Origin of the sequence: Microbacterium sulfonylureivorans, from assembly GCF_003999995.1 — a bacterium.
GTDB classification, from domain to species: domain Bacteria; phylum Actinomycetota; class Actinomycetes; order Actinomycetales; family Microbacteriaceae; genus Microbacterium; species Microbacterium sulfonylureivorans.
In genome coordinates, this window is sequence record NZ_RJAD01000004.1 from 34,807 (window position 1) to 52,609 (window position 17,803).

Sequence of the window (17,803 nt, forward strand, 5' to 3'; positions counted from 1 at the left end):
CGGCAGGAAGCTTGCGCACAATCGGAGGGAGGGCGATGCTGGCCCGATGACGGCTCCCGCTCCCAGACGTCGGATGCCCGGGCCGCGGGTCGCCGTGGCCTTGTCGACGGGCGATGGCCGTGAGTGAACTCAGCGCGGAAGGCTTCATCACGGATGCCCTTCGCGAGCTGGTGCGGCAGTTCGATGAGACGGAGCAGGCGGCGCTGGCTGCGGAGCCGGACGGGGTGCATCAGCATCGCACCGTGGTGCGGCGGCTGCGGGGCGTTCTGCGGGTGTTCGGGTACCTCTACGACCCGCATGCGGTGGGGCGCGTACGGGATGACCTGAAGCAGTGGGGCATGGCGCTGGGGGTGGTTCGAGATCACGAAGTCGCCGCGGAACTCGCCCGCACGCTCATCGCCGAGATCGCCGACCCCCATGTCGACCACGCCGTCCTGCGGCTTGTGGATCCGGACCGCGACGCGGCCGTGGCCGCGCAGCGCCGGTTGGTGGCGATCCACGACTTGGATCGGCACCGCGAGGGGCGCGCGTTCCTGCATGCGTTCGCCGAAGATCCGCCCGTTTCACCACGGGCCGCGGAGCCGGTCTCGGGTCTCCGCCGGCCGCTGCTTCGAGAGGGCCGACGCGCACTGCGCAGCGCGGGCCGGATGTCGACATCCCTCCGCAGCCATCACGAGCTCAGGAAGAGCGCCCGCCGCCTGCGCTACTGCGTCGAAGCGGTGACCGCCGGCTCTCCGGATCTGTTCGGACAGCCGCTGCGGCGAATCGGCGAGGCCGCCCACCGGATCCAATCGAGCCTGGGGGATCACCGGGATGCGCACCTCTTCCTCACGCGGATCGAGCGCACCCGGGTGCATGCCGGTCGCGCCGGCGAGGACACCCGTGTCTACGACGAACTCGAAGCCGCCGCAGCCCGGACGGCCTCCGACCGGCTGCGGGAGCTCCCCAAGGAGCGGAAGAGGCTCAGGTCCGCCGTTGCGGCCCTCAAGGACGGGACCGGACGCAAGGCATCGATCGAGTGACACGGGCACGCCACTCCTGGGCAGGTCGTCGCGGGACGTTCGACCTACTCGGCACACGGCCCTGCGGCGAGAGTGTGCAGCATGACGAGCATCCGCATCACGGAGCACCCTGAGCAAGCGACAGCAGCTGTCCGCGAACAGGTGCCGATGGCCGAGTTGACCGAGTTCTTCTCCCGGGCGTTCCGGGACACCATGACAGCGCTGCAGGCGCAAGGCGCCGCCCCGACGGGTGCGCCGTTCGGCAAGTACTACGGTCGCCCGGATGCCACGGTGGACGTCGAAGCCGGCTTCCCCGTCGCCGGGGCGATCACGCCCGACGGCAACGTGCTGCCCGGCAGTCTGCCGGGCGGCAGAGTCGTCGAGGCGGTGCACATCGGGCCCTACGACACGATGGAGAACACATACGCTGCGATGGAGCGCTATCTCGCTGATGCGAACCTCACGCCCGGTGCCGTGATGTGGGAGAGCTACCTCAGCGACCCAGAGGCCGAGCCGGACCCCGCGAAGTGGCAGACGCAGATCTGCTGGCCGATCGGCTGAGCAGCGAACGCCCGGGCTGTCCGAGGAACTGGCGATGGCGCGGCGGTACGGGCCGGACATCGACGCGATCCTGGCGCGGCGCTACGACAACGGGGCGGACTACTGGGCCACTCCCGACGGCGGGATCAGCAAAGGGAGTCCCTTCACCACCCTCGACTGCGCGTTGATGCTCGCCGACCTGGGAGTGGATCCGGCCGAACCGGTCCTCAGGAGAACCGCCGACGTCATCTTCAGCACGCTGCGGGCAGACGGGCGGTTCCGAGTTTCGCCGCGAGGCGCGATCTACCCCTGCCACACGATCAACGCCCTGCGGGCACTCTGCCATCTGGGATTCGCCGCGGATGCGAGGCTCGCGAAGACCTTCGACCAACTGGTGCAGATCGAACACGGCGACGGCGGCTGGCAGTGCCGGAAGTTCAGCTACGGAAGAGGGCCGGAGACGCTGGCCTCCAATCCCGGACCCACGCTGGCCGCGCTGGATGCCCTCCGACTCTCGGGTGCCCGGCGGGACTCGGAGCCGCTCGGCGATGCTGTCGAATTCCTGCTGAGTCATTGGGTCACGCGCGCACCGCTCGGCCCCTGTCACTTCGGTATCGGCACCCTCTTCATGCAGGTCACGTACCCTTTCGCCGCCTACAACCTCTTCTTCTACGTCTATGTGCTCTCGTTCTACGAGAAGGCCAGGGAAGATCCGAGATTCCTCGAGGCGTTGCAGGCCCTCGAATCCACGATGGCCGGGGGCGAGGTCATCGTGCAGCGGCCTCATCCCAGGCTGGCAGCGCTCTCCTTCTGCAGGCGCGGAGAACCCAGCGCGTTGGCGACTGAGCGCTACGGCGAGATTCGGCGGAATCTCGGCCGCGCGTGACCGCCGCCTGCACTGTGCTCCGCTGCGGGGGCGGTCGGATCCGCGGGCCCTTGGTCCCGCGCCCGCTTCGGACCCCCGCGCTAACCTGCGGACGCGGGTCGCGCCCGCGCAGCCGATTCGGACATGATGCGACGAGCTGCGTCGCACCATCAGGCTGCAGCAGTTAGGGGAGGCGTCCTCGCGTTGAGACGCCTCCCCGCCCAGCGCGGTGTCCACGAGCGCGCCCGGACACTCAGGAGCTTTCACCGGCGGGAGGCAGTCCGCCGCCTTCCACACCACGGTGTGACCTGTTCGGGCGCTCTCCGCCGGCTGCCCGACTCCGATACAGCGGGGCGTTCGACGGAGCTGGCGGGACCATCGTCCCGCCTACCCGACTCCTCTGCGCCGATCCTGTTGATGCGCGCGAATGCGCGCATCGAGAAAGGAGACAACCATGGCACGCAACGTGGTCCGCTTCGACCCGTTTGCCCAGTTGAGCGCGCTTACCCGAGACCTCTTCGACGGCGCAGGGCTGAGAGCATCGCAGGGGCAGCTGCCGACGACCGACGTCTACACCGAAGACGACAAAGCGCTCATCGTGGAGGCACACCTGCCGAATTTCGAGGAGAAGGACGTCAGCGTCGATGTCGATCGCGGCGCGCTCGTGATTCAAGCCGAGCGTCGCGAGCGCGACGAGGACGCCAACAAGAGGTACGTGATGCGTGAATCGAGCACGAGCTTCTACCGCAGCATCCTCCTCCCCGAGCAGGCGGATGAAGAGAGGATCACCGCCGAATTCGACGGGGACGTCCTGAAGGTCACCGTTCCGCTCGCCGAAACCGCGTCGCCGCGCAAGATCGCCATCGGCGGGGCCGCGGCGTGATCCGAACCCGCCGGGCCGCGGCACCGGTCCGGCGGAATGGACGGTCGACGTCGTACGCGCTCGTCACAGCCCGCTGACGACGATCTGATTGTCGACGTGAGCGACATGGGGCGAAGCCCATGCAGCTTGCTCAGCCTGCCGCTTCTCCGCCCACGATTGCACCGTGCCCATGAGGGTCACTGTGTCGCCCGCGGCTGTCACCGCGATGGACCTCGCGTCCAGGAGGGCGTTGCGGGTGAGGGCGCGTCGGATCCGGTCCGCCGTGTCGGCCGCCGTCGGGCGAGGGGTGAGCGTGATCATGTTGTTGATGTCGCTGACTCCGGGCAGGTCTCTGACAGCGTGCTTCGCCGCGGTCCGCTGGTAGTTCCACTCGGCTTCGCCGGTCAGGGTCACCGTATGCCCGTTCACCTCCGCCTTCACCGTCTCCGGAACCTTGGCGGAGATGTTCAGCGCCCGGTCCACCGCCTTCGCGATCTCGGCTTCGCCGACCGGCCATCCTCCCCTGGGGTGAACGGTGAGGTGATCGATCACCGCACGCACTCCCTTCACGCGGAGCGCCGCGCGCTTGGCGGCGACGCGCTCCGCGTAGCGATCGACTTCACCCGAGAGGGTCACGACGTCGTCGACGACCCCCACGCCGATTCCCGCTGCCTGAATATCAGGGGTCCAGTCCAGTTCCGCGTACACCGCGGACTGCACATCTCGGTCCCGTCCTGCTGCCGTACTCATCAGCGCTTCCTCTCCTGCGGCGGCGAACGACGCGGCATCGATTCGAGCGGCTGCCCCTGTGCGCGCTCGCGCCGGTCACTTCTCGCGAACGACGAGGATCGGACAGTGAGCGTGGGAGGCGCATGCGCTGCTGACGGAGCCGAGGAGGAGCCCCGCGAACCCGCCATGACCGCGACTGCCGACCACGAGCATCGATGCCCCTCGGGATGCCTCGATCAGCGTGCGGGCTGCACTGCCCTGTCTGGCCGACGACGTGATCCACTCCGGCGGCTCCTCGGGGAAGACGCGCGCCACCTCGTCTGCCGCGATCTGCTCGGCGTCTGCCTTCAGAGCCTCGAATGTGCCCACGGAGTAGCTGTAGGCGTCACCCCACATCAGGGTCGGGTAGTCCCACACCACGAGGACATGAAGCGGAAGCCCCAGCTTGGGCGCGATCTGCGCGGCGTAGTCCAGCGCAGACCGCGACGCCTCGGACCCGTCGACGCCGACGAGGATCCCCGGCTCCGACCACGGCATCGAAGGAATCGACTCCGGCTGGTACTCATCATCGTTCGGCGGTTCGGACATGGGGCGATCATCGCCTCCCGCGGGCTCCGTCAGTGGGCCGAAGGTCCCGCGCGGTCGCGGGACCTTCGTCCCTGCTCGACCCAGGGCATGCGACGTTGACTGGAGCCTCGGAAACACCGAGACGATCCTGAATTGAACAGCGTGGAGCGGGTCGAGGCACGGAACGACGCCAAGCCTTCCCGCTTCTCCTCGAGGGCGTCGAGGGGTGGGGACATCTCACGCAGCGCCAAGCGCACCTCGACGACCTGTGCGGCATCCGGGCTGATGCCGCACAGGTCATTTCCCTGAGCAGTTCTCGCTCGATCGCACAGGGATCCCGGCACGGGGGGCGAACGCCCGGGGGCCATTGGTCCCGCATGCCCTCGCGGTCGTGACGGATGCTGGGACCATCCACCCGAGAGGACCTGGCCATGCGAACTCGACGCGTCATCGCGATTGTGGTGGCATTCCTCACGTTGCCGTTCCTGCTGTTCGGCCTGATCGATCCGCTCGAGGGCGGTCTCTCACTACTCGTCGCTGTCGGACTGGGCGTGGCCGTCTGGGCCGTCGCTCGTGTTCCCGTGCCCCGGCTGCTGTGGATCTCGTTGATCGCGACAGTGGCTCTCGGCGGGCTGACGCTCGCACTGGCGATGATCACGCTCGAGGAGGCGACGGGTACCGGGACTGCGACCAATCCGATCCTTCCGGTCGTCGGCCTTGTCTGGCTGTGGCGCATCGGCGTGCTCGTGGTCCTGGCCGGCGCACTCGTCTACATCGTGCGGCTGTTCCGCTCGCTGCGTGAGCCGCTCAGCGCCTCGCCGGACGTCGCCTCATGAGTTCGAACCCAGGCGCCCCGTCGCCGCCCGCACCGGGGAAGATCCACGGCAACTATGAGCCGATCGCCATGAGCGCCTGGTCCGCGCAGACGACCGGGGGCCGAACGTGAATGAGATCTTTCGGGACAGGAGCGAGGCCGGCCGGCGGCTGGCTGCCCGGCTCGCGGACCTTCGAGCCGAGGACGTGGTCGTGCTCGGCCTCCCCCGCGGCGGTGTGCCGGTCGCGGCCGAGGTCGCTGCCGCACTGGGTGCGCCTCTGGACGTGATCGTCGTGCGAAAGCTCGGAGTGCCCTTTCAGCAGGAGGTGGCCATGGGCGCGATCGGCGAGGACGGCACCCGCCTGCTCGATCTCGACCTCATCTCCCGACTCGGCATCACCTCTGCCCAGGTCCACGCCGTCGAGCAGAAGGAGCGCGACACGCTCGAGGCGAGGATCGCGCTTCTGCGCGCCGTCCGCGACCGAGTGGACCTCACCGGGCGCACCGCAGTCGTCGTCGACGACGGAATCGCCACGGGCGCGACGGCCTCGGTCGCCTGCCAGGTGGCCCGCGCTCTCGGCGCGCATCGCGTCATCGTCGCCGCGCCGGTGGGCGGACAGGACGCGGGCCGGCGTGTTCAGGGAGCCGATGAGGTGATCTGCCTCGTCCAACCGCCGGCCTTCCAGGGCGTCGGCGCGCACTATCAGGACTTCGGCCCGACCTCCGAGGCCGAGGTGGTCGATCTGCTCGAAGCCGCTCGGCGTCGTGTGGCAGGAGCACGGTGATGACGAATCTGGAGAGCTGGGTGTCCGCGTCGGAGATCCGCAGCATCGCCCGCCCGGCCGGGACAGCGATCATGGATCGGACCAGGACCGTCGCATGAAGGCCTGGATCACCGGTGACGTCGCGGGAGCGTTCCGGGAGACCGATCGGCCGATCCCGACGCCCTCCGCCGACGAGGTGCTCGTGCGCGTCGAGGCGTGCGGAGTGTGCCGGACCGACCTGCACGTCATCGACCACGAACTCCCTCCGCATCGGCCCGCGGTGGTCCCCGGGCATCAGGTCGTCGGGACGATCTCCTCGACCGGCCCCGGTGTCCTCCACCTGCGACCAGGCGACCGAGTGGGGATCGCCTGGCTGAGGCGCACGTGCGGGTCGTGCCTGTGGTGCAGGCAGGGGAAGGAGAACCTCTGCCCGTCGTCTCAGTACACCGGGTGGGACGCCGACGGCGGATTCGCCGAGTACGCGACCGTTCCCGAGCCGTTCGCGTATGCGCTTCCCTCCAATACGGCGCCGGCCGAGATCGCGCCGCTGCTGTGCGCGGGCATCATCGGCTACCGCGCCCTTGTCCGCGCCAATCTGCCGCCAGGAGGACGACTCGGGATCTACGGGTTCGGATCGAGCGCGCACATCACGGCCAAGCTCGCCATGGCCGCGGGAGCGGAGGTGTACGCGATGACGCGCGGTGCAACGAACCGGGCCCTCGCGAGTGCCATGGGCGCCGTCTTCGTCGGAGGCGCGACCGCTCGGCCCCCCGTTGCGCTGGACAGCGCGATCATCTTCGCGCCGGCCGGCGAACTCGTCCCGCTGGCGCTACAGGCCACAGACAGAGGCGGCACCGTGGTCCTCGCCGGAATCGACATGAGCGATATCCCTGCAATGGAGTACCGACCGAACCTGTTCAACGAGCGCGATCTTCGCACCGTCACCGCCAACACCCGCGCAGACGGAGCGGCGTTCCTCCGGCTCGCAGCAACGCTCGACCTCTCCCCCACGATCACGCGATTCCCGTTCGTCGAAGCAGCCGCCGCAGTCGCAGCACTGCGCTCGGGCCACGCCTCCGGTTCACTCGTCCTCGAGATCGGTTGAGACGCGCACCGCCGCTCTCCGCATGATCGCTTTGCGCGATTCCTCGACCCAGACCACGAACGATGCCATGCCGACGCAGGCCGCCCAGTGGGCCGCCTGCAACGGGGCGGTGCCGAAGGCGACCTGCAGCACGGGCACGTAGACGACCGCGATCTGGAGGCCGACACCGAGCAGCACAGAGCCCCACAGCCACCGGTTCGCGAACAGCCCCGACAACACGCTCGAGGTCGCGGAGCGTGAATTGAACGCGGTGAGGAGCGCAGCGAACACGAGCGTGGTGAAGCCGGCCGTGCGGGCGACCGCAAGGGTGTCGCTGCCGCCGGGGAGCAGGCCGCCGGGGAGGAACAGGTCCATCGTCAGCAGTGCGGTCACCGACATCGTCATGCCCGTCGAGACGATGGCCGCCCACATCGCGCCGTCGATCGCGTGCTCGGAGCGCCCCCGCGGGACCCGGTGCATCACGTCGTCGACGTCGGGGTCCATCCCCATCGCGAGTGCGGGTCCGGAGTCCGTCACCAGGTTGATCCACAGGACCTGCGTCGCCAGAAGCGGGAGAACGAGGCTTTCCGAGCTCGCCTGCGTGATCCCGAGCACACCGGCGAAGACGACCCCGAAGAAGATCGTGAGCACCTCGCCCATGTTGGATGAGAGCAGGTAGCGGAGGAACTTGCGGATGTTGTCGAAGATGACGCGTCCCTCGCGCACCGCGGCGACGATGGTGGCGAAGTTGTCGTCCGCGAGGATCAGCTTCGCCGCGTCCTTGGTCACCTCGGTGCCGGTCCTGCCCATGGCTATCCCGATGTCTGCGGCCTTCAGCGCGGGGGCGTCGTTCACTCCATCCCCCGTCATCGCCACGATCTCGCCCTCCGACTGCAGGGCGCGGACGATTCGCAGCTTGTCGCCCGGAGCCACGCGGGCGTACACGCGTGCGGTTGCGGAGACGTGTCGCAGTTGGGCCTCGTCGAGCGCAGCGAGCTGCATTCCGGCCACGGCCTCCGCCCCCGACGGCGCGATCCCCAGATCGGCGGCCACTCGTACGGCCGTCATCGGGTGGTCGCCGGTGATCATCACGACGCGCAGCCCGGCGTCGTGCGCCTCCCGGATGGCCTCGCCGACCTCGGGTCGCGGCGGGTCTGTGATGCCGACGACTCCTACGAGGACGAGGTCCTCCTCGTAGGATGCGGACGAGCCCTGGGTCGCCGGGGCCGGAGCACTGTCGGACAACTCGCGGTACGCAAGCGCCAGAGTGCGGAATCCTTCTGCGGACAGGGCCTCGACCTCGCCGATGAGGCGAGCCCGAAGCGTGTCCGTGAGTGCCAGCTCGTCGGCTCCTCGTCGGATGCGGGTGCAGAGGGCGATCAAGACGTCGGGCGCTCCCTTGCAGAACACGAAGGCAGCGCCCGCGCGGTCTCGATGCACGGTCGACATCCGCTTGCGCTCCGATGTGAAGGGCGCCGACGCGATTCGCTCGAAAGCGCTGACTTCCTCGGCCGGTCGCGCGAGCATGTGGGCGGCGACGAGAAAGGCGACATCGGTCGAATCTCCCTCCGCGTGCCGTCCATCGTCGCCGTCGACGAACTGCGCGTCGTTCGCAAGGGCGCCGATCCGGATGGCACGCCGAGCATCCTCCAGGAGCGGTCCGGGCGCAGCCGGGCGCCCGTCGACGAGAAGCTCGCCGCTCGGATCTTCGCGCCCCCCACCGATCAGGTCGGCGGTTCCCGACGACGTCAAGACTCGGGTGATCGTCATCTCACCGGTCGTGAGAGTGCCTGTCTTGTCGGTGCAGATCACGGACGCCGACCCCAGGGTCTCGACGCTGGGAAGGCTTCTGACGATCGCATTGCGCTTCGCCATCCGCTGCGCCCCGACGGCGAGCACCACCGAAAGCAGCGCCGGGAGTCCCTCTGGCACTGCGGCGACAGCGAGCGAGACACCGAGCAGCAGGATCGCGACCAGGTCCGCCGGCGTCCTGGCATCCTGCACGAGTGTCAGGGTGATGATCACGACGAGGGCGATGCCGATCACGATGATTCCGAGTGCGCGCCCGAGCCGGCTGACCTCGCGCTGCAGGGGGGTCGGCGCCTCCTCCGTGCGCGACAGCAGGTCTGCGACCCCGCCGAGCTCGGTCCGCATGCCGGTCTCGGTCACCACCGCGCGACCGGTTCCGCGGCCGATCGCCGTGCCTGCGAACACCATGTTGCTGCGGTCTCCCAGCGACGTCGCCTGCGGCAGCGCTGCGGTCTGCTTGCGGACCGGTGCACTCTCACCGGTGAGGGAGGCCTCGGATGCTTGGAGAGAGTGCGCCTGGAACAATCTCCCGTCGGCGCCGACGCGGTCGCCTTCGGCGAGAACGACGACATCGCCGGCCACGAGCGCGGCGCTGCGCACCCTCACCAGCGCACCCTCACGCAGCACCGTCGACATCGGCTGGCTCAGATCGGCGAGCGCCTTGAGGGCGTGATCCGCCCTCACCTCCTGAACGAGCCCCAGTGCCGCGTTCACAACGATGATCGCCGCGATGACGATCGCGTCCACCGGGACGGACGACGCACCCTCGGCCCACCAGGCCAGCAGGGCGATGGCGACAGCGACGAGGAGAAACAGGATCAGAGGGTCGGCGAACTGCCTCAGCAGCCGGCGGCGCAGCGGGTCGGGGGCGTCGACGATCAGCTCGTTCGGGCCGGATGCCGCGAGCCGGGCAACGGCTTCGGAGGCATCCAGTCCTCTCTCGACATCCACCCCCAGGGCGTCGGCCACCGCGGCGACGTCGGCCGCATGAGGATCGCCCGACTCACCTGACCATGTCAGCATCCGGGCTCCCCGGTCACCGTCCGCGTGTCACGACGCCCCGACGACGATGTGATTGTCGACATCCGTGACGTGCGGCGATGCCCACGCAGCCATGCCCGCCTGTCGCTTCTCCGCCCACGACCGCACGTGGCCGGTGAGAGTGACCGTGGTGCCGGACACGCTCACGTCTATGGTGTTCGCGTCCAACTGGGCGTTGCGGACGAGCGCCTTTCTGATGCGCTCACCGGCATCTGCCGCGGAAGGGCGGGCAGTGATGGTGATCATGTTGTTCACCGTGTACACGCCCTTCAAGTACTGAACGACCCGTCGCGCCGCCCGGCGCTGATAGTCCCACTCCACTTCTCCGCGGAGGGTGACACGGTGTCCTTCGATCTCCGCCTTGACAGAGTCGGGGACGTTGCTCGCGCCCCGAAGTGCACGGTCGACTTCCCTTGCGATGTCCGTCTCGGACACGGGCAGAGTCGCCTTCGGATGGACGGTGAGGCCGTCGACGACTGCGGTGACGCCCTGGACGCGGAGCGCCGCGTGCTTGGCGGCGAGGCGTTCCGAGTAGGTGTCCACCTCGCCCGAGAGCGCTACGGTGCCGTCCTCGACGGCGACTCCGATCCCGGCGGCATCCACATCGGGCGTCCATTGGAGTTCGTCCTGGACTGCGGTCTGCACGTCCAGATCGCTGTGGGTGGCTGCAGTGCCCATGGTTGATTCCTTTCATCGAGCATGCGCGAAGGTGCCCGCATGGCTGCGGGCCGGTGGCAGCTACTGGCCCTGCCACCACGGCATCATGGGCCAGACCTGCTCGGGCACGAACATGAACACCCGCGAGATCGCCGCGGTGAGGATCCAGAGTCCGAAGCCGGCCGCCGTGATGATCCAGGCGATCGTCTTGTGCTGCTCGAAGTCGGCGAGCAGACGGCCCTCCGCGTCGCGCTGCACCCCGGCGAGCGTCAGGATCAGGTCGATGAGCCACCAGATGCCGAAACCGCCGACGGTCAGGAGCTTCAGGATGCCGGTGCCGATCTTCCCGAGGTAGAAGCGGTCGACGCCGAGGAAGCCCAGCAGCCACGCGAACATCCATGTGGCGATGAACGATCGCTCGGACAGCGCGGTGGGCTGGGGGGTGACCGGGGCTCCGTACGCCGGCGCCGCGGGTGAGTTGGTGGACATGCTGCCTCCTTGATCCCCTCCACTCTGCGACGCGCGGCAGGGCGTTGCCGGGTCGAAGGTCCCGCGCGCAGCGCGTAGGGTCGGGTCCATGAACGGGGACGAGCAGGACCCGCCTGAGCAGACGCACGCTGGTCGCTACCGCAAGATCGGTTCGGTGCTGCGTCGTCATGGCTTCGGATTCCTGCTCGGCTTCCTCGGGCTCGATCGGGGCGGCGCAGGTCGACGAGGTGGTGCCGCCGACGCGGCGCAGAATGCGACTGCCCAGTCGCCGATGCATCTGCGGGCGGCGCTCGAGGAGCTCGGCCCGACCTTCATCAAGCTCGGACAGCTCCTGTCCACACGGTCGGACCTGCTTCCGCCCGCCTTCGTCACGGAACTGGCGAAGCTCCAGGACTCCGCGCCGCCGGTGCCCATCGCGGTGATTCGCGACCAGATCCGCCGCGAGCTCGGAGCGGCGCCGGAGGCGATCTTCGCGACCTTCGATGATCGGCCGCTGGCATCGGCGTCGATCGGCCAGGCGCACGCGGCGACCCTGGAGGACGGGACGCCCGTCGTGGTGAAGGTCCGCAAGCCCGATGCGGTTGCGCTGGTGCGGACCGACCTGGAGATTCTGCAGAACCTCGCGAGCCGCGCAGCGAGGACGTGGGAGTTCGCGAGGGACTTCGACGCCGTCGGCATCGTCGACGAGTTCGCGGGGACCCTCCGGGCGGAACTCGACTACCTGGAGGAGGGCCGCAACGCCGAGCGGTTCGCGATGAACTTCGAAGACGACGTGTCCGTGGTCGTCCCCCGTGTGTACTGGGAGACCACGACGTCGCGGGTTCTGACTCTCGAGCGGATGCGGGGAATCAACGTCACCGACGGCGACGCTCTCGACGAGGCCGAGGTCGACCGCGAACTCGTCGCCCGAAAGGGCGCGGCCATCGTGCTGAAGATGATCTTCGAGGATCGCTTCTTCCACGCCGACCTGCACCCCGGGAACCTGTTCATCCACGACGACGGCACGATCGCGCTCATCGACTTCGGCATGGTCGGCGTGATCAGCGAAGAGCTGCGCGAACACCTGAGCCGTCTGTTCGTTGCGATGGTTCGAGGCGATGCCGAGCTGCTCACCTCGGCCCTGATCGACGTGTCGGTGACGTCGGCTTCCGTCGACCGGATGAAGCTGCGCGACGAGCTGCGGCCGTTCGTATCGCGCTACCGGCTCAGCTCGGTCCGGCACACCCCGTTCGCTCGGATGATGACGGACCTGTTCGGGATCCTCCGCAGCAATCGGGTTCGGCTGCCGCGCGAGATGACGCTGCTCTTCAAGGCCCTGCTGCTCATCGAGTCTCTCGCCATGCGGCTCGACCCCGATTTCCGGCTCGGCGAAGCGCTCGAGCCGTATGCGGGACGCCTCGCCTGGGAGAGGCTACGGGTGTCCACCATCGCGAGGCGCCTCTCGAAGGCCTCGATCGACGCCGGCGAACTCGCGCTCGACCTGCCGAGCATCATCCGCCGCGTCGTGGACGTCGCGGACACGACCGGCGTCCAGATCCATCTGCGCGCGGCCGAACTCGAACCGCTGGTCGGGCGAGCGGAGCGGATCGGGAACAGGCTCGTCGCCGGCATGATCGGCGCCGCCCTGATCAGCGGCATCGGCGGCATGGTGTCGTCCGACCGGCGATGGGGCTCATGGCGGGGCACGATGGTCGGCACCGGGCTCGGTGCGATCGGGGCGCTCGGGGCGTACCTCGCGTGGACCGCGAGGCACCGTCGCCTGCGCTGACCCACTGGGACGACCGCCCGGGGCGCTCGGCGCGAGGCACTCACAGGACCTTCGGCCCGGTCGCGCGACCAGCTGGGCGATTCGCTGAACCATGCGGGCCGCGAAGCGGCGGACACAAACGATGGGATGACGTTCATGGACGGAGCGAACGGAGCAGCGGTCTCTGCGATGGACGAGGACGCGTGCTGGAATCTTCTCGCGCGGAACGAGCTCGGCCGCCTCGCCGTCGCCGTCGGCGGCGAGCCGGACATCTTCCCCGTCAACTTCGTGGTCGACGGTCCGACCGTCCTGTTCCGCACGGCACCCGGATCGAAGCTCGCGGAGATGTCGGTCAACCCGCGGGTCGCCTTCGAGGTCGACGAGTACGACGAGACGTTCGGCGCCAGTGTCGTGCTCAAGGGCACCGCCAGGCGACTCGAGCTTCAGCGCGAGATCGACGAGGCGGACGCGCTGCCGCTGGCGCCGTGGATCCCGACGCTGAAGTACCGCTGGGTGCGCATCCTCCCGGCATCCGTCACCGGTCGACGCTTCGTGCGAGGACCCGAGCCGGATCGCTATGCGGCGTCTGCGAACGACGCCTGGACCTGACGGCCCGAGGGCGATAGCGTCCGGCACGCCGCCGTGCCGCGCGTTCCGACGGCCGGCGTGATCGGAGGGCTCGCCCTCGTCCGATCAGTCTTCGCGCAGCGGTGCGAAATGCGGGATCGGCTCGGGCTTGAGATCGTGACCCGGACGACCCTCGATGAGCGTGGACTCGGGCAGCGGCCCGCGCGCCCTTCCGGGACGCTCCCGCTTCGGGAACCTCCGCCCGGTGACGGTCTCGGGCGTGAGCCGGATGAAGTTCTCCTTGGAGGTGGGACTGGCCGAGATGAGCTCCAGCACTCCGCTTGCCTCGATGTCGGCGTCGACGTCGAGTCGATGCGCAGTGGCGTGCATCACGACGCTCCAGTGATAGTTCGTCGTCTCGCCGTCGATCTCGAAGGCGACGGCGGGATGCTTCGCGATGCTCCTCAGCTTCGTGCCCGGAGCCGACCGGATGAAGACGTTGCCGTTGTGGACGAGGTAGTTCACGGGGAACATGTCCGGGTGGCCGTCGCGACCTTCGATGGCGAGCCTGCCGAGCGTCGCGGACTCCAGCAGCTGCCAGCAGCGCACGGTGTCGAGTTCCTCGACGTGCCGCGATCCGTCGGCGGTCGCCGTCCGGGGGGTGTCGACACGATAGGGATTCGGCTGCTCATCGACGGGTTCGGGTGCAGGAGCGGGGGCTGTCGAGTCCGAAGGCGCCGCCGGACCTGAGTCGTCACCAGACTGACTCTGGTTCCCCGATGGTTCCGGAGCAGATGGCCCGGTCGTTGTGGAGTCGCTGCCGAACATATCGCGTGTTCCTTCCCTGGCTCTGCGTCCAGTGAACCCTCGGCAGGACCACTGGACAGGGTCGAAAGTCCCGGCGGCGGGCGCCGCCCTGGCGGAGCGACCCCTTGCGGACCTAGATTGGCCCCACCGGCTGTGGACGGAGGATCAACCGTGGCCGAACACGGCTCGCTGTCCTTCCCCGACGGACCGCGCTCGGAGCTCGAAGAGGCGATCGCATCGCTGCTCACGCAGAGCGAGCGCGTCATGCGGGCGCAGGGGCGCCTGCGGGCTCTGCTGCGCGCCACCCAGGCTGTCGTGGAGCAGAGCGACCTGACCCTCGTGCTCAGCAGCATCGTCGAGGCCGCGATCGAGTTGGTCGATGCGAAGTACGGCGCGATGGGGGTGATCAACCCCGAGCACGACGCGCTCGAGCAGTTCATCTACGCGGGCATGTCGGATGAGGATGCCGCGGCCATCAGGCACCTTCCGGAGGGCCGCGGTCTTCTGGGCGCGCTGATCACGGAACCTCACCCGATCCGACTCGCCGAGATGGACGGCGACCCGCGGGCGGCGGGGTTCCCGGCGAATCATCCTCCGATGCACTCGTTCCTCGGAGTGCCCGTCCGGGTGCGCGGCGCGGTGTTCGGCAACCTCTATCTGACCGATCACCGCGACGGCGGCTTCAGCGACGAGGATGAGCAGCTGCTGGAGGCGCTGGCCGCGACGGCCGGATTCGCGATCGAGAACGCGCGGCTCCTCGGGGAGGCGCAGACCCGCACGCGGTGGATGACGGAGGCGGCCGAGCTGTCCTCGGCGATCCTCTCGACACCGACCACCACGGCCCTCGACCTGCTGGCGACCAGACTGCGCGACGTCGCCGAGGCGGAGCTGATCAGCGTGCTCGTTCCGCATGCGCAGAGCGCGGAGTTCCGTGTCGCGGCCGCGAGCGGTGCCGACGAGGCCGCGCTGCGAGGATCCTTCCTCGACCCCACGGCGGTGTTCGCCGGCCGAGTCCTGGAGGACGGGCGGGCGCACTCCCAGGCACGGGTGCCGGCAGGCGAGCACGATCCCCTCCTGATCGCGCACGACGGAGTCACCGGCCCGGTGATGGCGGTGCCGCTGCTCACCGGCTCGCAGTTCCTGGGCGTCCTGTGCATCACTCGAGGGCCCGATCATCGGCGCTTCTCGCCGGCCGAGATCGACGGCGCGGTCGACCTGGCTTCGCGCGCGAGCATCGCTCTCGAACTCGCGCGCGCCGGGGAAGAGGCGCATCGGGCGCTTCTCGCCGACGATCGGCGTCGGATCGCGCGCGACCTGCACGATCACGTCATCCAGCAGCTCTTCGGCGCCGGGCTCGGCCTTCAGGCCCTCGCGGACCGGATCGGCCCGGGGCCCGATGGCGAGACCCTGGGCGAGACGATCGATCAGCTCGACGACGCGATCGTACAGATCAGGACCGTGATCTTCGCGCTCTCCCATCGTGATGACACCTCCGTCCGACATCGTCTGCTCGACGTGGTCGGTGAGTTGTCCGCCACGGCCCGGCGGCCACCGGCGATCCGGTTCAACGGACCCGTCGACCTCATCGTCCGCGATGAGCTCGCCACCGACGTCGTGGCGGTCGCACGCGAACTGCTGAGCAACGCGATCCGGCATGCTCGCGCAGATCACGTTTCGATCGAAGTCGGGGTGCAGGACGAGGAGGTCTCCGTGACCGTCGACGACGATGGCACGGGGATACCTTCGGACGCCGTCCACAGCGGACTGGCGAACCTCCGCGAGCGCGCAGCGCGGCGTGGAGGATCCTTCTCCGTGGCGACTTCGGGCAGCGGGACGACCGCTCGCTGGACGTCTCCGACGCGGTCATCCACCACCCCCCGGGAGAGCGCATGATCAGGGTCTTCCTCGTCGACGACCACGAGATCGTCCGCCGTGGCCTGGCGGGCCTGATCGACGCCCAGCCCGACATGGAGGTCATCGGCGAAGCCTCCACGGCCCGGCAGTCCCTCGGCCGCATCGAGGCGACGGGGCCCGATGTCGCAGTGCTCGACGTACGTCTGCCGGACGGCAGCGGCATCGACGTGTGCCGGGACGTCCGCTCACGGGCGCCGTCGGTGGCGTGTCTCATCCTGACCGCCTACGACGACGACACGGCCGTCTCCGCATCGGTGCTGGCGGGTGCGGCGGGGTACGTGCTGAAGGACATCGGCGGATCCCGTCTCGTGGACGCGATCCGCGCCGTGGCCGCCGGGCGCGTCCTGCTGGATCCGAGCGCCGTGCGACAGGCGAAAGCCCGAATGCATGACCGAGCCGACGAGGATCCGCGGTTGGGCTCGCTCGGACTCCGCGAGCGCCAGATCCTGAAGCTGATCGCCGACGGCCTCACGAACCGGCAGATCGGCGAGCGCCTCGGCATCGCCGAGAAGACGGTCAAGAACTACGTCTCCTCGATGCTGAGCAAGCTGGGGCTGGAACGCCGTACCCAGGCCGCGATCTTCCAGCTCGAGCATCCGTCGCCCGAGTAGGACGTGTCGGCGCCTACGCCAGTTCCTCGGCCGCGTTCGTCAGTTCGGACACCGACTTCTCGCCCCGCTGGGGTGGCACCACGCACACTGGGCAGTCGGCCCGCCAGAGCACCTCTTGCGCAACCGACCCGAGCAGGGTGCCGGCGAGCACGCCTCTGCGGTGAGTCCCGATGAGCAGGAGCGACGACCTCGACGCGAACCGGAGGAGCGCGGCGGACCTGCTGTCGCGAATCAGCTCGCTCTCGACGGGCACTGAGGGAGCGTCCCGCAGAACCCGCTCCACGGCTGCGCTGAGAGTCCGTCGATGATCCTCGATCACCGCAGCCGGGTCCACAGTGATCGCAGTCCCGTAATCGAACGTGGGGCTGGGCATCAGCCACGAATGGACGAGACGCAGACTCACCCCCGTGGCGGTCGCCTCCGCGACACCGAAGTCGATCGCCGAGTTCGAGGAGCTGTCGTCCGCGACGCCCACCGTCACGGGATCGCCCCCCTCCGTCCATCCGGCGGGAACCATGCATACGGGCGCGTTGGCCCGCGTGCTGAGGCGCAGGGGTGTCCACCCCGCTGCCGCGGCACGGATCGGATGCCCGGGATGGATGCCGATCACCACCATGTCGGCATCTTCCGCGGCCTCGGCGATCGACTCGGTCACCGACCCGTCGAGGCGGTGCAGTTCGACTTCGAGGCCGGGGAGCCGGTCCCGAAGGAACGCCTCCGCCTCGCCGAGCCGTTCCAGTCCCGGTGCGCGGTCCCTCGTGAAGGGCGACGCCACGAGGACGACATCGACACGCGTCGTTCCGCGGGCGGCACGGGCCGCGGTCCAGCTGAGCGCGGAGACCGCCGCCGGGCTCCCGTCGTAGCCGAGCACGATCCGTTCCATCACAGCACCTCCTCGCGTGGCACCGAGAGGGCGCCTGAGGTGAAAGTACTCA

General features: G+C 69.0%; 18 protein-coding genes. 11 read left to right on the forward strand and 7 right to left on the reverse strand.

Translation table 11 applies throughout. The annotated features are described in order from the left end of the window. The first annotated feature begins 119 nt into the window (after positions 1-119). From EER34_RS15990 to EER34_RS16005, 4 genes are all read left to right on the forward strand, one after another. On the forward strand, positions 120-1,022 hold the full coding sequence (locus EER34_RS15990; protein WP_164743591.1) for a CHAD domain-containing protein: 903 nt from the start codon (positions 120-122) through the stop codon (positions 1,020-1,022). Between the two features lie 81 nt (positions 1,023-1,103). Then, entirely contained in the window at positions 1,104-1,562 is a 459-nt protein-coding gene (locus EER34_RS15995) for a GyrI-like domain-containing protein (protein ID WP_127476555.1), read from the forward strand. A gap of 34 nt (positions 1,563-1,596) precedes the next feature. After that, a complete protein-coding gene (locus EER34_RS16000; RefSeq protein ID WP_205791748.1) occupies positions 1,597-2,427 on the forward strand; it encodes a hypothetical protein in 831 nt (276 codons plus the stop codon). Positions 2,428-2,860: 433 nt separating this feature from the next. Then, entirely contained in the window at positions 2,861-3,289 is a 429-nt protein-coding gene (locus EER34_RS16005; protein WP_164743592.1) for an Hsp20/alpha crystallin family protein, read from the forward strand. Between the two features lie 63 nt (positions 3,290-3,352). Here EER34_RS16005 and EER34_RS16010 read toward each other — a convergent pair whose 3' ends face one another. Both EER34_RS16010 and EER34_RS16015 read right to left on the reverse strand, forming a co-directional pair. Continuing rightward, the gene (locus tag EER34_RS16010; RefSeq protein ID WP_127476560.1) at positions 3,353-4,018 is read right to left on the reverse strand and encodes a BON domain-containing protein; all 666 of its coding nucleotides are present in this window, start codon (positions 4,016-4,018) and stop codon (positions 3,353-3,355) included. Between the two features lie 75 nt (positions 4,019-4,093). Continuing rightward, positions 4,094-4,585, reverse strand: coding sequence for a universal stress protein (locus tag EER34_RS16015; RefSeq protein ID WP_240642451.1), 492 nt, complete (start codon positions 4,583-4,585; stop codon positions 4,094-4,096). 410 nt (positions 4,586-4,995) lie between these two features. Between EER34_RS16015 and EER34_RS16020 the strand changes: the two genes are divergently transcribed. The 3 genes from EER34_RS16020 to EER34_RS16030 all read left to right on the forward strand — a co-directional run bounded on the left by EER34_RS16020 (position 4,996) and on the right by EER34_RS16030 (position 7,247). After that, positions 4,996-5,400, forward strand: a complete 405-nt coding sequence (locus EER34_RS16020) for a hypothetical protein (RefSeq protein ID WP_127476562.1) — start codon at positions 4,996-4,998, stop codon at positions 5,398-5,400. 106 nt (positions 5,401-5,506) lie between these two features. Continuing rightward, positions 5,507-6,163 carry a phosphoribosyltransferase gene (locus tag EER34_RS16025; RefSeq protein WP_127476564.1) on the forward strand — a complete coding sequence of 219 codons (657 nt, stop codon included), beginning with the start codon at positions 5,507-5,509 and terminating at the stop codon, positions 6,161-6,163. Positions 6,164-6,257: 94 nt separating this feature from the next. Next, entirely contained in the window at positions 6,258-7,247 is a 990-nt protein-coding gene (locus tag EER34_RS16030; RefSeq protein WP_127476566.1) for a zinc-dependent alcohol dehydrogenase family protein, read from the forward strand. Here EER34_RS16030 and EER34_RS17870 read toward each other — a convergent pair. Genes EER34_RS17870 through EER34_RS16045 form a run of 3 tightly spaced genes read right to left on the reverse strand, consistent with a single transcriptional unit; the run spans position 7,224 to position 11,222 of the window. Continuing rightward, positions 7,224-10,058 carry a cation-translocating P-type ATPase gene (locus tag EER34_RS17870; protein WP_127476567.1) on the reverse strand — a complete coding sequence of 945 codons (2,835 nt, stop codon included), beginning with the start codon at positions 10,056-10,058 and terminating at the stop codon, positions 7,224-7,226. The genes EER34_RS16030 and EER34_RS17870 overlap by 24 nt on opposite strands. A 27-nt stretch (positions 10,059-10,085) precedes the next feature. Continuing rightward, positions 10,086-10,754 carry a BON domain-containing protein gene (locus EER34_RS16040; RefSeq protein WP_127476569.1) on the reverse strand — a complete coding sequence of 223 codons (669 nt, stop codon included), beginning with the start codon at positions 10,752-10,754 and terminating at the stop codon, positions 10,086-10,088. A 60-nt stretch (positions 10,755-10,814) separates the two neighbouring features. Continuing rightward, positions 10,815-11,222 carry a TM2 domain-containing protein gene (locus EER34_RS16045; RefSeq protein WP_205791751.1) on the reverse strand — a complete coding sequence of 136 codons (408 nt, stop codon included), beginning with the start codon at positions 11,220-11,222 and terminating at the stop codon, positions 10,815-10,817. A gap of 88 nt (positions 11,223-11,310) precedes the next feature. Between EER34_RS16045 and EER34_RS16050 the strand changes: the two genes are divergently transcribed. Next, positions 11,311-12,990, forward strand: a complete 1,680-nt coding sequence (locus EER34_RS16050; protein ID WP_127476572.1) for an ABC1 kinase family protein — start codon at positions 11,311-11,313, stop codon at positions 12,988-12,990. A 135-nt stretch (positions 12,991-13,125) separates the two neighbouring features. After that, on the forward strand, positions 13,126-13,578 hold the full coding sequence (locus EER34_RS16055; protein WP_127476574.1) for a pyridoxamine 5'-phosphate oxidase family protein: 453 nt from the start codon (positions 13,126-13,128) through the stop codon (positions 13,576-13,578). A gap of 84 nt (positions 13,579-13,662) precedes the next feature. Here the strand turns inward: EER34_RS16055 and EER34_RS16060 are convergent, their stop codons facing one another. Continuing rightward, positions 13,663-14,145 (reverse strand): pyridoxamine 5'-phosphate oxidase family protein, encoded by a 483-nt coding sequence (locus tag EER34_RS16060; RefSeq protein ID WP_164743593.1) that lies wholly within the window; start codon positions 14,143-14,145, stop codon positions 13,663-13,665. A 369-nt stretch (positions 14,146-14,514) separates the two neighbouring features. Here EER34_RS16060 and EER34_RS16065 point away from each other — a divergent pair, with 369 nt between their 5' ends. Together EER34_RS16065 and EER34_RS16070 are read left to right on the forward strand one after the other, a co-directional pair. Next, the gene (locus EER34_RS16065) at positions 14,515-16,236 is read left to right on the forward strand and encodes a sensor histidine kinase (protein ID WP_127476577.1); all 1,722 of its coding nucleotides are present in this window, start codon (positions 14,515-14,517) and stop codon (positions 16,234-16,236) included. Next, positions 16,233-16,868 (forward strand): response regulator, encoded by a 636-nt coding sequence (locus EER34_RS16070; RefSeq protein WP_127476579.1) that lies wholly within the window; start codon positions 16,233-16,235, stop codon positions 16,866-16,868. Before EER34_RS16065 ends, EER34_RS16070 begins: the two co-directional genes overlap by 4 nt. A 13-nt stretch (positions 16,869-16,881) precedes the next feature. Here EER34_RS16070 and EER34_RS16075 read toward each other — a convergent pair whose 3' ends face one another. Further along, complete coding sequence (locus EER34_RS16075; RefSeq protein WP_240642477.1) at positions 16,882-17,751, reverse strand: universal stress protein; 870 nt, start codon at positions 17,749-17,751, stop codon at positions 16,882-16,884. Between the last annotated feature and the right edge of the window lie 52 nt (positions 17,752-17,803).